General features: G+C 66.4%; 12 protein-coding genes. 4 read left to right on the top strand and 8 right to left on the bottom strand.

All coding sequences use genetic code 11. From position 1 onward, the window contains the following. Positions 1–10: 10 nt before the first annotated feature. The 5 genes from BMX57_RS11045 to BMX57_RS11025 form a co-directional block, all read right to left on the bottom strand. Positions 11–559, bottom strand: a complete 549-nt coding sequence (locus BMX57_RS11045) for a DUF2939 domain-containing protein (RefSeq protein WP_092366599.1) — start codon at positions 557–559, stop codon at positions 11–13. Then, complete coding sequence (locus BMX57_RS11040; RefSeq protein WP_092366596.1) at positions 559–1,440, bottom strand: F0F1 ATP synthase subunit gamma; 882 nt, start codon at positions 1,438–1,440, stop codon at positions 559–561. Before BMX57_RS11040 ends, BMX57_RS11045 begins: the two co-directional genes overlap by 1 nt. 15 nt (positions 1,441–1,455) lie before the next feature. Continuing rightward, positions 1,456–2,994: a F0F1 ATP synthase subunit alpha gene (gene atpA / locus BMX57_RS11035; RefSeq protein ID WP_092366592.1), complete on the bottom strand. Its 1,539-nt coding sequence runs from the start codon at positions 2,992–2,994 to the stop codon at positions 1,456–1,458. Continuing rightward, a complete protein-coding gene (locus BMX57_RS11030) occupies positions 2,995–3,555 on the bottom strand; it encodes a F0F1 ATP synthase subunit delta (protein WP_092367180.1) in 561 nt (186 codons plus the stop codon). A 304-nt stretch (positions 3,556–3,859) separates the two neighbouring features. Beyond that, positions 3,860–4,594: a methyltransferase domain-containing protein gene (locus BMX57_RS11025; RefSeq protein WP_092366589.1), complete on the bottom strand. Its 735-nt coding sequence runs from the start codon at positions 4,592–4,594 to the stop codon at positions 3,860–3,862. Between the two features lie 61 nt (positions 4,595–4,655). Here BMX57_RS11025 and gloB point away from each other — a divergent pair, with 61 nt between their 5' ends. The 3 genes from gloB (at position 4,656) to BMX57_RS11010 (ending at position 8,885) form a co-directional block, all read left to right on the top strand. Continuing rightward, a complete protein-coding gene (gloB, locus tag BMX57_RS11020; RefSeq protein ID WP_092366586.1) occupies positions 4,656–5,423 on the top strand; it encodes a hydroxyacylglutathione hydrolase in 768 nt (255 codons plus the stop codon). A 175-nt stretch (positions 5,424–5,598) separates the two neighbouring features. Continuing rightward, positions 5,599–7,923, top strand: coding sequence for an ATP-dependent Clp protease ATP-binding subunit ClpA (clpA, locus tag BMX57_RS11015; protein ID WP_092366584.1), 2,325 nt, complete (start codon positions 5,599–5,601; stop codon positions 7,921–7,923). Then, complete coding sequence (locus tag BMX57_RS11010) at positions 7,923–8,885, top strand: M23 family metallopeptidase (RefSeq protein ID WP_092366582.1); 963 nt, start codon at positions 7,923–7,925, stop codon at positions 8,883–8,885. The genes clpA and BMX57_RS11010 overlap by 1 nt, the downstream gene beginning before the upstream one ends. 12 nt (positions 8,886–8,897) lie before the next feature. Here BMX57_RS11010 and BMX57_RS11005 read toward each other — a convergent pair whose 3' ends face one another. The 3 genes from BMX57_RS11005 to BMX57_RS10995 all read right to left on the bottom strand — a co-directional run bounded on the left by BMX57_RS11005 (position 8,898) and on the right by BMX57_RS10995 (position 12,676). Continuing rightward, the gene (locus BMX57_RS11005; protein WP_092366580.1) at positions 8,898–10,907 is read right to left on the bottom strand and encodes a peptidoglycan -binding protein; all 2,010 of its coding nucleotides are present in this window, start codon (positions 10,905–10,907) and stop codon (positions 8,898–8,900) included. Between the two features lie 3 nt (positions 10,908–10,910). Next, positions 10,911–12,080, bottom strand: coding sequence for a biopolymer transporter ExbB (locus tag BMX57_RS11000; RefSeq protein ID WP_092366576.1), 1,170 nt, complete (start codon positions 12,078–12,080; stop codon positions 10,911–10,913). A 65-nt stretch (positions 12,081–12,145) separates the two neighbouring features. After that, on the bottom strand, positions 12,146–12,676 hold the full coding sequence (locus BMX57_RS10995; RefSeq protein ID WP_092366573.1) for a gamma-glutamylcyclotransferase: 531 nt from the start codon (positions 12,674–12,676) through the stop codon (positions 12,146–12,148). A gap of 69 nt (positions 12,677–12,745) precedes the next feature. Between BMX57_RS10995 and BMX57_RS10990 the strand changes: the two genes are divergently transcribed. Continuing rightward, the gene (locus BMX57_RS10990) at positions 12,746–13,747 is read left to right on the top strand and encodes a DUF2125 domain-containing protein (protein WP_092366571.1); all 1,002 of its coding nucleotides are present in this window, start codon (positions 12,746–12,748) and stop codon (positions 13,745–13,747) included. The last annotated feature ends 6 nt before the right edge of the window (positions 13,748–13,753 follow it).

Below are 13,753 nucleotides of genomic sequence, written 5' to 3'. Positions count from 1 at the left end.
TCTCCGGTTCTTAGCTTTTCACAGACGACAAAGCGTCGTCGGGAAGTTGTATGCGGGCAAGCTTCCAAAGGAGGCCATGCCATTTGAAAATCAGGCGGGCGCTATCGCCGCTTTCCTTTTCGGATTTAATGTCCACAACGAATTCTGTCGGACTGGAAAAGAAAGCCCATTCGATGCTGTCGAGGGGTCTTGACGCGATATCTTGCGGAATCTGCGTCCCTTCGCTGCTGCCTTCATCCCGGCGCGCATCATCAGCCAGTTTCGCAATAGTTGCTGCGTTGACATAACCGTCGACCATTCCGGAGATCAATGACGGCCCTAACACCGCAGCCAAGGCAGCTCCAACCTCCTCGTCGCCCTGCGCAGACGCCGCCTGCGCGACCATCTGCGCACTCAGTTCCTCCTTGATAGAACTGCGAAGACTGTTCCAATCGACCAGCTTTTCGAGCCGTGACCTGTCCGCTTCCTGGAACGCGTTTGCGAGCCGATAAACGCTCCAGTAAGGAAGCGCTGCATAGGCCAGCAGTGCGACAGCTCCAATAGTGACAATCCTCTTCACTACAGTGCCTCCGCGCCGGAAATGATTTCGATCAGCTCGTTGGTGATGACGGCCTGACGCGAGCGGTTGTACTGGATGGTCAGCTTGTCGATCATCTCGCCCGCGTTGCGGGTCGCGTTGTCCATCGCGCTCATCCGGGCGCCCTGTTCGGACGCGCCGTTCTCCAGCAGCGCCGAGAAGATGGCGGTCGCAACCCCCTTGGGCAGCAGGTCGGCCAGGATCGCCTCTTCGCTGGGCTCGTAGTCGTAGAGCGTGGTCGCCCCCTGATCGGCGCCCTCCTCGGCCTCGAAGGCGGCCGGGATGATCTGCTGGGCGGTGGGGATCTGGGTCACGACGTTCTGGAACCGCGAGAAGAAGATCGTCGCCACGTCGAACTCGTCGGCGTCGAACCGGCCGAGGATGTCGCGGGCGATGTCCTGCGCGTCGGAATAGCCCACGCGCTTGACCTCGCTCAGGTCGATATGGCCGACGAAGAGGTCGCCATATTCGCGCTTGAGCGCATCGCGGCCCTTCTTGCCGACGGTCAGGATCTTGACCGCCTTGCCCTTGCCCTGCAGCTCGTCCGCACGGGCTCGGGCCAGCTTGGCGATGTTGGCGTTGAAGCCACCGCACAGGCCGCGCTCGGCGGTCATGACGACCAGCAGGTGCACGTCGTCCTTGCCGGTGCCGCGCAACAGCTTGGGCGCGGTGTCGCTGTCGCCGACCGAGGCCGCCAGCCCCGCCATCACGGCGTTGAACCGCTCGGCATAGGGCCGGCCGGCTTCGGCCGCTTCCTGTGCCCGCCGCAGTTTCGCGGCGGCCACCATCTGCATGGCCTTGGTGATCTTGCGGGTCGACTTGACCGACTCGATCCGAATTTTCAGGTCCTTGAGACTGGGCATGAAAGCGCCTTTCTCTTACGCGAAGGTTTCGGCGTATTCGTCCAGCACGGCCTTGAGCTTGTCCGCGGCATCACCCTTGATCTTGGGATCGTCCTTGGTGATCCAGTCCAGGATGTCGGAATGCTTGCCGCGCAGGTGCTTGAGCAGCCCCTCCTCGAAACGGCCGACATCCTTGACGGCGATCTTGTCGAGATAGCCGTTGGTGCCGGCAAAGATCACGCAGACGATCTCGGCATTGGTCAGCGGCGAATACTGCGGCTGCTTCATCAGCTCGGTCAGGCGCGCGCCACGGTTCAGCAGCTGCTGGGTGGCGGCGTCGAGGTCCGAGCCGAACTGGGCAAAGGCCGCCATCTCGCGATACTGCGCCAGTTCCAGCTTGACCGGGCCGGCGACCGATTTCATCGCGTCGGTCTGCGCCGACGAGCCAACGCGGCTCACCGACAGGCCGGTGTTCACGGCGGGGCGGATGCCCTGGTAGAACAGCTCGGTCTCCAGGAAGATCTGGCCGTCGGTGATCGAGATCACGTTGGTCGGAATGAACGCCGACACGTCGCCGCCCTGGGTTTCGATGATCGGCAGCGCGGTCAGCGAGCCGGCGCCGAAATCCTCGTTCAGCTTGGCCGAACGCTCCAGCAGGCGCGAGTGCAGGTAGAACACGTCGCCCGGATAGGCCTCGCGCCCCGGCGGACGGCGCAGCAGCAGCGACATCTGGCGATAGGCCACGGCCTGTTTCGACAGGTCGTCATAGATGATCAGCGCGTGGCGGCCGTTGTCGCGGAAGTATTCAGCCATCGCGGTCGCGGCATAGGGTGCCAGGAACTGCATCGGCGCCGGGTCCGAGGCGGTGGCGGCCACGACGATCGAATAGTCGATGGCGCCGGATTCCTCCAGGCGCTTCACCAGCTGCGCCACGGTCGAACGCTTCTGGCCGATGGCGACATAGACGCAGTAGAGCTTCTTGCTCTCGTCGTCGCCGGCACCGTCGTTGTAGGATTTCTGGTTCAGGATGGTGTCGAGCGCCACGGCCGTCTTGCCGGTCTGACGGTCGCCGATGATCAGCTCGCGCTGGCCGCGGCCGATCGGGATCATCGCGTCGACCGATTTCAGGCCGGTGGCCATCGGCTCGTGTACCGATTTACGCGGGATGATGCCGGGCGCCTTGACGTCGGCGACGCCGCGCTCCTTGGTCTTGATCGGGCCCTTGCCGTCCAGCGGGTTGCCCAGGCCGTCCACGACCCGGCCCAGCAGCTCGTCACCGATCGGAACGTCCACGATCGAGTTGGTGCGCTTGACGGTATCGCCTTCCTTGATGTCCCGGTCCGAGCCGAAGATCACGACGCCCACGTTGTCGGATTCGAGGTTCAGCGCCATGCCCATGATGCCGCCGGGGAACTCGACCATTTCGCCGGCCTGCACGTTGTCGAGGCCGTAGACACGGGCGATCCCGTCACCGACGCTCAGCACGCGACCGATCTCGGCCACTTCGGCTTCCTGGCCGAAATTCTTGATCTGGTCCTTCAGGATTGCAGAAATCTCTGCAGCTTGGATACCCATTTATCCGACCTCTTTCATTGCATTCTGGAGGGAGTTGAGGCGCGAGCGGATCGAGCTGTCGATCATCTTCGAGCCCACCTTGACGACGAGTCCACCGATGAGGTCCTCATCGACGGTAGCATTGATCGTGACCTTCTTGCCCACGCGCTCGGACAGCGTCTTGGTCAGTTTCTCGAGCTGGGTCTTGGTCAGGTCCTTGGCCGAGGCGACCTCGGCGGTGACTTCGCCACGCTCTTCGGCCAGCGCCTCGCGCAGGGCCCGCACCAGCTGCGGCACCACGAAGAGCCGCCGCTTCTGCGCCATCAGCGCCAGCGAATTGCGCAGCACCGTATCCAGCTTGAGCGCCTCGGCCACGGCGGTGACCGCCCCCTCCTGCTCGGCCCGCGAGATCAGCGGCGAGCTGATGACGTTGCGCAGGTCGGCGCTGGCATCCAACGCGCCGGACAGGGCGTCCACGCCGGTTTCGAGGCCGTCGAGATTCTTGTTCTCTTTCGCGATGTCGAAAATCGCCGTGGCATAGCGGTCTGCGATGCCTGCGGAAATCGATGCTGGTTCGGACACGTCCACCCTTCCGATGACTGGCCCCGGTTCCGCCATGGGCTTTCCGGGGGCGTGATGAAACCCCGCCCAAAAAGGCGGGGCATCGAAATTCAGGGGGGATGTAGCAGAGCGTTCCCCGTGCCGCAATACGTTTGGCCCAAGGGCCGATTATTCACAAACCGAACGATTCCAGTCGGTTACGCCAAGTGCGACCGTTTGCGCCGAACCGGCGGGGTGAAAAATGTTACTTTGATGAAGCAAATCTCGATTCCTGACGGGTCCGAACGGGCCCGGATGGGGTGTTCCGGGGTAGTACCGGCGCTGCTCAGACCGGCTTGAGCAGCCCGTCCAGCGCCTCGGCCTTGTCCGCCTTCTGCTTCCGGACCGAGCGCCCGGTGGGCGGCAGGACGCGCTTCGTCGCCTCGACCATCACGACGCCGCCCGCCATCACCCGGGGCAGCCGGACCCCGGCCCGTTCGATCAGCGGACCCGAGCGCAGCCAGAAACGACGGTTCGAGGGCGGCTGGTAGAGCGCCGAGCAATGCGCGTCCGGTACGAAATGGTGCAGCTTGAGTTGCGCCTCGAGCTGACCCAGCGTGTAGGGTCGCCCAAAGCCGAACGGCGTGCGGTCGGACCGCGACCAGAACCCGCCCCGGTTGGGCACGATGAACAGCGCCTTGCCCCCCGGCCCCAATACCCGCCAGCATTCGTCGAGCAGGGCGCCGGGCCGTTCCGAGGTCTCCAGCCCGTGCAGCAACACCAGCTTGTCCACGTGCCCGGTCTCGATGGGCCAGAGCGTTTCCTCGGTCAGGACGCTGACATTCGGCATACCCGCAGGCCAGGGCATCACGCCCTGCGGACCCGGCATCAGCCCGATGACCCGCCGCGCCTCGGCCAGGTAGGGGCGCAGCAACGGAACCGCAAAGCCGAATCCGGCCACGGTCTGACCCTTGGCCTCGGGCCAGATGGACTGGAGCCGCCCGCGAATGGCGGCCTGCGCCGCGCGCCCGAGCGTGCTGCGGTAGTAGAAGTTCCTCAGGTCCTGCACGTCCAGGTGCATTGCGGGCGCTCGCATGATCTGTTTGGCTGGGCGCAGTCTAGCAAGCAAAGGGCAAAAGACCATGCCTCTCGAAATCGTCACGATCCCCTGCCTCAGCGACAATTACGCCTTCCTCGCCCATGACGCGGCAAGCGGCGAAACCGCGCTGGTCGACGCCCCCGAGGCCGGCCCGATCCTCGCGGCCCTGTCGGACCGCGGCTGGCGGTTGAGCCATGTCCTGCTCACGCATCACCATTGGGACCATGTGGATGGCCTGGCCAAGATCCTCGCCGCACATCCGGCGCAGGTTGTGGGGGCCGCGGCCGACGCGCATCGCCTGCCGCCACTCGACGTCGCGGTGGCCGAGGGCGACGGCATCACGATCGGCGGCGAGCCGGTCGAGGTGATCGATGTGTCCGGCCATACTGTCGGGCACGTAGCCTATCACATGCCGGAGTCGAAGGCCGTCTTCACCGCCGACAGCCTGATGGCGCTGGGCTGCGGGCGGCTGTTCGAGGGCAGCCCGGAACAGATGTGGGCGTCGCTGAGCAAGCTGGCGGCGCTGCCCAAGGACACGCTGGTCTGCTCGGGCCACGAATACACCCAGACCAACGGCCGTTTCGCGGAAACAATCGAGCCGGATAACCCGGCATTGCAAACCCGCATTGCCGAGATCGCGGAAGCTCGCGCCACGGGGCGGCCAACGGTTCCCTCGCGGCTGGACGTGGAATTGGCCACCAACCCCTTCCTTCGCGCCGCCGAGCCGGGAATCCAGACGCGGCTGGGACTTGAAGGCGCCGATGCCGTGACTACATTCACCGAAATCCGCGCGCGCAAAGACAAATTCTGATCGCGCAAGTCCGGCGTCTCGTTACATCAGTCACGACAAATGTGACCGTGCTTTGCAAGAAAAGCCTTGAAGCCGGACCTGTATCAACCAAACTCTAATAGTATGAGGACATGGTTGGACCGGGGCCTCGACGCTGCGGCGCATCCCTCCCGACCCAAGACAGAGGAGCACCGGCGTGCCTTCATTTTCGAGCACTCTTGAACAGGCCATCCACGCGGCGCTTGCGGCCGCGAACGAACGGCGTCACGAATTCGCAACGCTGGAGCATCTATTGCTGGCGCTGCTGGACGAACCCGACGCGGTCCGCGTCATGAAGGCCTGCAGCGTCGATCTGGATGAATTGCGCGGCACGCTGGTCGAATTCATCGACGAGGATCTTGCCAATCTGGTGACCGATATCGACGGGTCCGAGGCCGTGCCGACCGCCGCCTTCCAGCGCGTGATCCAGCGCGCGGCCATCCATGTTCAAAGCTCGGGCCGCACCGAGGTCACCGGCGCCAACGTACTCGTCGCCATCTTTGCCGAGCGCGAGAGCAACGCCGCCTATTTCCTGCAGGAACAGGACATGACCCGCTATGACGCGGTGAACTTCATCGCCCACGGCGTCGCCAAGGACCCCGCCTATGGCGAAAGCCGCCCGGTGACCGGCGCCGAGGAGCATGAGCAGGAAACGCAAACCGCCGCACCCGATGGCGACCAGAAGGAAAGCGCGCTGGCCAAGTATTGCGTGGACCTGAACGCCAAGGCACGCGACGGCGATGTCGATCCGCTGATCGGCCGCGATCCGGAGGTCGAGCGCTGCATCCAGGTGCTGTGCCGCCGGCGCAAGAACAACCCGCTGCTGGTCGGCGACCCGGGCGTCGGCAAGACCGCCATCGCCGAGGGGCTGGCGCGCAAGATCATCTCGGGCGAGACGCCCGAGGTCCTGTCGAACACCACCATCTATTCGCTCGACATGGGCGCGCTGCTGGCCGGTACGCGCTATCGCGGCGATTTCGAGGAGCGGCTCAAGGCCGTGGTGTCGGAACTGGAAGAGCATCCCGACGCGGTTCTGTTCATCGACGAGATCCACACCGTGATCGGCGCAGGCGCCACATCGGGCGGGGCGATGGACGCCTCGAACCTGCTCAAGCCCGCCCTGCAGGGCGGCAAGCTGCGCACGATGGGCTCGACCACCTACAAGGAGTTCCGCCAGCATTTCGAGAAGGACCGCGCGCTCAGCCGCCGGTTCCAGAAGATTGACGTGAACGAGCCGACGGTCGAGGACAGCGTGAAGATCCTCAAGGGCCTCAAGCCCTATTTCGAACAACACCACGATATCAAGTATACCGCGGATGCCATCAAGTCGGCGGTGGAGTTGAGCGCGCGCTACATCAACGACCGCAAGCTGCCCGACAAGGCCATCGACGTGATCGACGAGGCCGGCGCGGCGCAGCATCTGGTGGCCGAAAGCAAGCGCCGCAAGACCATCGGCGTCAAGGAGATAGAGGCGGTTGTCGCCAAGATTGCCCGCATCCCGCCCAAGAACGTCACCAAGGACGATGCCGAGGTGCTCAAGGATCTCGAGGCCTCGCTCAAGCGCGTGGTGTTCGGGCAGAACGCGGCCATCGACGCGCTGTCCAGCGCCATCAAGCTGGCCCGCGCCGGGCTGCGCGAGCCGGAAAAACCCATCGGCAACTACCTCTTCGCCGGGCCGACCGGCGTCGGCAAGACCGAGGTGGCCAAGCAACTGGCCGATACGCTGGGTGTGGAACTGTTGCGGTTCGACATGTCGGAATACATGGAGAAACACGCCGTTTCGCGCCTGATCGGCGCGCCTCCGGGCTATGTCGGCTTCGACCAGGGCGGCCTGCTGACCGACGGGGTCGACCAGCATCCGCATTGCGTGCTGCTGCTGGACGAGATCGAGAAGGCGCATCCGGATGTCTACAACATCCTGCTGCAGGTGATGGATCACGGGCAGCTGACCGACCATAACGGGCGGACGGTGAATTTCCGCAACGTGGTGCTGATCATGACCTCGAACGCAGGCGCCGCAGAGCAGGCGCAATCAGCGATTGGCTTTGGCCGGGACCGCCGCGAGGGCGAGGACACCGCGGCGATCGAGCGGACGTTCACGCCCGAGTTCCGCAACCGGCTGGATGCGGTGATCTCGTTCGCGCCGCTCTCCAAGGAGATCATCCTTCAGGTGGTCGAGAAATTCGTGCTGCAGCTGGAGGCGCAGCTGATGGATCGCAACGTGACCATCGAACTGACCAAGCCGGCCGCCGAATGGCTGGCCGACAGGGGCTATGACGACAAGATGGGCGCCCGCCCGCTGGGCCGGGTGATCCAGGAACACATCAAGAAGCCGCTGGCCGAGGAGCTGCTGTTCGGCAAGCTGGCCAAGGGCGGCATCGTCAAGGTCTCGGTCAAGAACGGCCAGCTCGACCTGCAGATCCAGGGCCCGCGCCAGCAACGCATTTCGGGCGATCGGCCGCCTCTGCTGACCGCGGAGTGATGTACCGGGCGCTGGCAGCAGTGCTGACGCTTGCCGCCGGGATCCCGGCGGCGGCACAGCCTGTCCTGGACCTGCCAGTTGACTGCGTTCTGGGCGAGACCTGCCATATCCAGCAATTCGTCGACCGTGATCCCGGTCCGGGCGCGCGGGATTTCACCTGCGGCCCGCTCAGCTATGACGGGCACAAGGGCACCGATTTCGCCCTGCCATCGCTGCGGCAGATGCATGAGGGCGTGTCCGTACTTGCCGCCGCGCCCGGCACCGTGCGTGGCGTGCGCGACGGCATGCCGGATCGCTACTACGGCCCCGAGACCGCCGCCGACGTGGCCGACCGTGAATGCGGCAACGGCGTTGCGATCCGCCACCAGGACGGTTGGGAGACCCAGTATTGCCACATGAAACGCGGATCGATCCGTGTTCGGCAAGGCGACCAGGTCGAACGCGGCCAGGTTCTGGGCGAGGTCGGGTTGAGCGGCAAGACCCAGTTTCCGCACCTGCAGCTGAGCGTGCGCCACCAGGGGCAGGTCGTCGACCCGTTCGATACCGCCGACACCACGCTTTGCGGCGCCGGGTCCGATACGCTCTGGAACAGCGCGCCGCCCTACGTGCCGGGCGCATTGCTCTCGGCCGGTTTCGCGGCCGGTGTTCCCGACTATGACGACATCCGTGCCGGAACCGCTGCATCCGCCGACCTGCCGCCCGACGCCGAGGGCCTGGTGCTCTTCGGCTATGCGTTCGGCGGTCTGCGCGGGGATGTGATGCGGCTGGTCATCGACGGGCCGGATGGGCGCGTGATCGAGCAGGACGCCACCTTGGACAAGAACCAGGCGCAGTTCTTCCGCGCCTCGGGCCGCCGATTGCGCGCCGACCGCTGGCCGGCCGGCACCTATGAGGGAATTGTCACGCTGGTGCGCGACGGCAGCGAGATCAGCCGCCTCACAACCACGACGACCATTCCCTGACCGGCCGGTGTCTTAACGCTCGGTCAGTTTCAGTTCGATCCGGCGGTTCTGCGCCCGGGCCTGCGGCGTGTCCGCGCGGTTTACCGGCTGGAACTCGCCAAACCCGTTGGCGGCCAGCCGATCGGGCGGGATGCCCAGCGCATCGACCATGTAGCGCACGACCGACAGCGCGCGCGCCTGGCTGAGTTCCCAGTTGTCGGCATAGCGCGCGCCCGGAAGCAGCGGCGTGTCGTCGGTATGGCCATCGACCCGGATGATCCAGTTCAGTCCGGGCGGTATGTCCTCGGACACGTTGCGCAGGATCCGCGCAACCTTGGCGATCTCGCGCCGGCCATCGGCGGACAGGTCCGCTGACCCCAGGGCGAACAGCACCTCCGAGGAGAACACGAACCGGTCACCCTCGATCCGCACGCCCGGCTGGTTGCCCAGCACGTCGCGCAGGCGCCCGAAGAACTCCGAGCGGTAGCGTTCCAGATCCTCGGCCCGCGTCTGCGCTTCCTCGGCCTTCTCGGCCAGGGCCTCCGCCTCGGCGGCCAGGCGCTTGCGCTCCTTCTCCTCCAACAGCCGGCGCTTGCGCTCTTCCGAGGCGGCGCGGGCCAGGGCGGTGTTGAGGTCCTGACCGAGGCTCTGCAACTGCACCTGCGCGGCCTCGTCCCGGTCCTTGTAGTCGTCCAGAAGCGCCTGCAGGCTGCCCAGCTGCGAGCGCAGCGCGGCGATCTGGCGGTTCAGCAGGGCAGTGCGCTGCTGCGCCTCCAGCGTCGCCTCGCGCTCCTCGCTCAGCGTCAGCTGCGCCTGTGCCAGCAGCGCCGCGCGCTCGTCGGCCAGGTTTCGCTGTTCGCGCAGCTCGGCCTCGGCGTCCTCCTTGTCGGCCAGCGCGGCGAGAAGGCGATTCTGCAACACATCCAGATCCGACGCCACCACATCCGACCGCTCCAGGCGTTCCAGCGCCGCCATCAGCCGGGCCTCGACCTCTTGGCGCTCGGCTTCGGTGTCGCGGGCGTCGGCACGCGCCGCGGCGGCCTCGGCCTCGAGCGCGGAAATCCGCTCGGCGCTTTCGGCCTCAACAGTTTCCAACTGCGACAGAACCCGGGCCAGGCGTTCGGCCAGCGCGTCGCGGTCGCTGGCCCGGGCCTGGGCGGCGTCGATCCTGTCCAGCGCCTGTTCCAGCTCGGCCTGCAATTTGTCACGGGCGCGGTCGGCCGCGGCGAGCAGCGTCAGGGTCTCCTCGGCCTCCTTGCGCTGCGCCTCCAGCGCCAGGGTCATTGCAGTCAGCTCGGCATCGGCATCCTGCAGCTTGGCGCGCAGCGCCTCGGCGGCAGCGGCCTCGGCCAGCCGCGCCGCCTCTTCCTCGGAAAGCTGTTCTTCCAGCGCCTGCACCTCGGCGGATTGCGCCTCGCCCTCCTTGCGCAGGTCGGCGACCATCGCTTCCAGCGCCTCGCGGCGGGCCGCGGCCAGGCGGGCGGCCTCGGTCTGGGCGTCGATCTCCTCGCGCGAGCGGGCCAAGGCGAGGTTCAGCGCCTCCTGCTCGGACAACAGCTCGTCGCGGCGCGCTTCCAGCGCGGCGCGGTCCTGTTCCAGCGCGGCGATATCGGACAGGGCGCGGTCGCGGTCGGCCAGCAAGGTGGCCACCTGTGCCTCGAAGGCCGAGATCCGCCCGGTGGCCTCGGCCAAGGCTTCGTCCTGCGCCTCGCGCTCGGCGGTCAGCGAGGCGATCATCGCCTGCGCCTGGGTCAGATCCTCGCGGGTGTCGCCCAGCGTGGCGTTCAACTCGCCCACCCGCGCCTGCAGCCGGTCGTTCTGCGCCTCGCGCAGGCCCAGGGCCTGGGACAGGGCGGTGACCTCGGCCGACAGGGCGTCCAGCTCGGTTTCCTGGCCGGATATCTCCTCGCGCAGGACGAACTGCACCACCATGAAGATGGTCAAGACGAAAGTCAGCACCAGCAGCAGCCCGGTCATCGCATCGACGAACCCGGGCCAGACCGAGCTCTGGAATCTGTGCCCGCTGCGGCGCGACAGGGCCATGGCCTACTCCCCTGCCCTCTGACGCCCGCGCGACACCATCAGCGCCTTTGTCAGGATCTCGACATCCTTGCGCAGCTCGGCCAGGCTTTCCTGCCGGCCGGCGGAGATCTCCTCGAGGATGCGCAGCATCTGCACGTCGATCGAGCGCAGGCGCATTCGGCTTTCGGCATCCAGCCCCTCGCCCGGCCCCTGCTCGCGCATGTGGTCCAGAAGCGCCTCCTGCGCCGCCGCGATGCGATCCAGCGAGGCGGAGGTGGTCTCGGTCTCGGCCTGGCGCTGGTTCATCTCGGAAATGGTTTCGACAAGGGTGCCCAGCCGTTCGGCCACTTCGCCGTTCCTGCTGTCCGAGGCGGCGAACATCTCCTGCAGGGCGTCCATCTGCTCGCCCATCGCGTCCAGCATCGGCGCCATCGCCCCGGCCTCGCCGCCGCTCTCCTCGCCGGAAGCAAAGCCCAGCCGCGTGATCGTCGTGAGCCACTCCTCCAGCTCGCGGTAAAATCGGTTCTGGCCGTGCCCGGCGAACAGTTCCAGAAGGCCGACGATCAGCGAGCCCGCCAGGCCCAGAAGCGACGAACCGAAGGCCACGCCCATGCCGCCCAGCTGCGCCTCGAGCCCGGTCATCAGGCGGTTGAACACGGTCGCGCTGTTCTCGCCCTCGGCCAGGTTCAGGCTGCGGATCGTGTCCACCACGGCGGGCACGGTGGTCGCCAGACCGAAGAACGTGCCCAGAAGGCCCAGGTAGATCAGCACATTGGTGATGTAGCGGGTGATCTCGCGCTCTTCCTCGATCCGCACCGCCACTGAGTCGAGGATCGACCGCGCCGAGGTCGAGTTGATCTGCATCCGTGCGCCGCGGGTGCGTAGCAGCGAGGCCAGCGGCGCCAGAAGCGAGGGCGGGCGGGTGCCTTCGTGCTCGGCGCCTCCGGCAAAGGCCTCGATCCAGCGCACCGATCCGATCAGCTGGATCACCTGCCAGAAACAGGCCAGCACGCCCACGCAGAAGACCAGCAGGATGAACCCGTTGAGATAGGGGTTGGCCTCGAACACCGGCAGCACCCGCGGCAGGGCCACGAAGGTGCCGAACCCGGACAGGCCGATGACGATCAACATCAGCAGGATCTGCCGGATCGGCTGCGAGAATTGTGGCCGTGCCTGACGGGGTGCCTGCGCCATGCGCTATGTCCTGAACCTCTGCTCTGGCGCGAGCCTAACGAAAAGGCCGAGGCCGCGCCAAGGGTTTATGCCGAAAGCTGCCGCACCCTTTGGGCCAGCCAGTCGAGATCGGGATCGCTCAGCCCGATCTCGGCCAGGTGTTCGGCGGTGTTGAACAGGTATTCGGTGTTCGGGCCGCGGCCGCCCACGGCGCGGGCGATGATCCGGGCCTGCTCCTCCAGCGGCATGCCGCCGCAATACTGCACGTGGTCGGGGTCGATCACGTAGGTTACGGCGTTGACGATGCCGCCTGCGTCCAGATGCACGTCCAGCATGCGTTCCACATAGGCCGACGAGATCAACTCGCGCGCGCGCAGCTCGTCCAGCGTGTGCGCCTCGTGCCCTGGCTCGACCGCCAGAGCCAGGCCGCTGCAATGCGCGCCTTCGGCGGCATCCAGCGCCAGAACCAGGCCGGGCGCCTCCTCGGTGCCGCGGTGGTGGATGGAGCTCATGCAGAAGGACCGGGCATAGCCGCGCAACGTCGCGCGTTCGCGCCGGGCCACCGGAAAATCCGGGTTCCACAGCAGCGAGCCATAGCCGAACACCCACATCGTCATCGCACTGGTCCTTGCCTGTTTGCGCCTATAAACATCAAATCCGATGCAGGAAAAAGGGGCCTTCCGCCGATGCGCCGGGTTTTGAACATCGTCATTCTGGTCGGGCTGGTCTGGTCGGGCTACTGGTATGCCGCCGGCTGGGGGCTGCGGTCCTCGGTCTCGGGCTGGTTCGCGGCCCAGCAGGCGCGCGGCTGGCAGGCGGATTACGCCGATATTTCGACATCGGGCTATCCCGCCCGCCATGTCACGCTGATCGAAAGCCCGGCGCTGGCCGATCCCGCGACCGGCGCGGCCTGGCAGGCCGACTGGCTGATGCTGGACAGCCCGGCGATCTGGCCCGGCCACCAGACGGTCCGGTTTCCCGCGACCCCGCAACGCCTGTCGCATTTCGACCGGACCCTCGTTGTCGCGACCGAAGACATGCGCGCGGATCTGCGCCTGGCGCCGGGGATCGAGCTGGTCCTGGAACAGCTGTCGCTGGCATCGGGGCCGTGGTCGGTCGCCGAGGACGGTGCGGCGGTGATGGTCGCCTCGGATCTCGGGCTGTCGATGATCCAGGCGGACAGCCCGGAAACCTATGACATCGAGATCACGGCCGACGATTTCTCGCCCGGTGCCCGGCTGCGCCGCCTGCTCGCCTCGTCGGCAGACCTGCCGCAGAGTTTCGAGACGCTGGAACTCAAGGCGCAGGTGCAATTCGACACAAGGTGGGACCGCGCCGCGTTGGAGCGCAGGCGACCGCAGCCGGTATCCATTGCGCTGGACCTTGCCGAGATGCGCTGGGGCGCGCTGCACGTCTATGCCACCGGCGCCCTGAGCGTGGATGCCGAGGGCGTGCCGACCGGCGCAATCGCCCTGAAGGCCGAGAACTGGCGCGAGATGCTGGCCATGGCCGAGGCCGCCGGGGCGCTGCCGCCGCAGGCGATCGCCCCGGCCGAGCGCATGCTGGGCATGCTGGCAGGGCTTGGCGGCAATTCCCGTGCCCTGGATGTGCAGCTCAACTTTCGCGACGGCTATGTCGCGCTGGGGCCGGTTCCCCTGGGCCCCGCGCCGCGTCTGATCCTGCGCTGACGCGCC

The organism is Cribrihabitans marinus (genome assembly GCF_900109035.1).
GTDB lineage: Bacteria > Pseudomonadota > Alphaproteobacteria > Rhodobacterales > Rhodobacteraceae > Cribrihabitans > Cribrihabitans marinus.
The sequence above is the reverse complement of the archived record's forward strand: the minus strand, read 5'-3'. Positions and strand labels throughout refer to the sequence as shown.

What these genes read in the sequence shown, in the direction of transcription:
- BMX57_RS11040 (WP_092366596.1), bottom strand. Translation starts at nt 1,440, where the DNA reads ATGCCCAGTCTCAAGGACCTGAAAATTCGGATCGAGTCGGTCAAGTCG.
- atpA (WP_092366592.1), bottom strand. Translation starts at nt 2,994, where the DNA reads ATGGGTATCCAAGCTGCAGAGATTTCTGCAATCCTGAAGGACCAGATC.
- BMX57_RS11025 (WP_092366589.1), bottom strand. Translation starts at nt 4,594, where the DNA reads ATGCACCTGGACGTGCAGGACCTGAGGAACTTCTACTACCGCAGCACG.
- gloB (WP_092366586.1), top strand. Translation starts at nt 4,656, where the DNA reads ATGCCTCTCGAAATCGTCACGATCCCCTGCCTCAGCGACAATTACGCC.
- BMX57_RS11010 (WP_092366582.1), top strand. Translation starts at nt 7,923, where the DNA reads ATGTACCGGGCGCTGGCAGCAGTGCTGACGCTTGCCGCCGGGATCCCG.
- BMX57_RS11005 (WP_092366580.1), bottom strand. Translation starts at nt 10,907, where the DNA reads ATGGCCCTGTCGCGCCGCAGCGGGCACAGATTCCAGAGCTCGGTCTGG.
- BMX57_RS11000 (WP_092366576.1), bottom strand. Translation starts at nt 12,080, where the DNA reads ATGGCGCAGGCACCCCGTCAGGCACGGCCACAATTCTCGCAGCCGATC.
- BMX57_RS10995 (WP_092366573.1), bottom strand. Translation starts at nt 12,676, where the DNA reads ATGACGATGTGGGTGTTCGGCTATGGCTCGCTGCTGTGGAACCCGGAT.
- BMX57_RS10990 (WP_092366571.1), top strand. Translation starts at nt 12,746, where the DNA reads ATGCGCCGGGTTTTGAACATCGTCATTCTGGTCGGGCTGGTCTGGTCG.